Source organism: Bacillus sp. JJ664 (assembly GCF_036962205.1).
GTDB lineage: Bacteria > Bacillota > Bacilli > Bacillales > Bacillaceae_G > Gottfriedia.
The window spans coordinates 1-457 of record NZ_JBALMS010000135.1 but is presented as its reverse complement, the minus strand read 5'-3'; the positions used below and the strand labels follow the sequence as shown (position 1 = coordinate 457).

Genomic DNA, 457 nt, shown 5'->3' with positions numbered 1-457 from the left:
GAATCCTCAAATTCTAATTCAAACAAAGTAGAGAATATCCCAATTCCATATTATAAAATGGTAGTGCTTATTTTCAATTTTTACACTTACATTTTTCATTAGCCTATACAAAATCACATAAAAGAAAAAGATTCTTTCATAAGATTTGAAACTTCTTCTTTACTTTCTGCATTAATTTGTAAATATATCAAATACTAATGATGATATTCATTAGAATATCAGATATATCCAATACTTCATTAGAGGTGAATCAAACATGACATTAAAAAATCATTTGGATCCACAATCTCAGAAGTTCTACCATAACTGGACAAGACCAAAGCATGCGAAGTCTCAAGTTAATGGACATACGATGATTTCGCAAAATACAATCATCTTAAAAAGTAATGCTAAGGCCCACAGATGGTAATGGATAAATCGAAAAAAGAAGACAATTTTTAGTCTTCTTATTAAATGG

1 protein-coding gene is annotated in these 457 nt (G+C 28.4%); it reads left to right on the top strand.

The window, feature by feature from the left end; genetic code table 11:
- Window positions 1-256: 256 nt before the first annotated feature.
- The gene (locus V7056_RS17670; RefSeq protein WP_087998003.1) at window positions 257-409 is read left to right on the top strand and encodes a YpzG family protein; all 153 of its coding nucleotides are present in this window, start codon (window positions 257-259) and stop codon (window positions 407-409) included.
- Window positions 410-457: the final 48 nt, after the last annotated feature.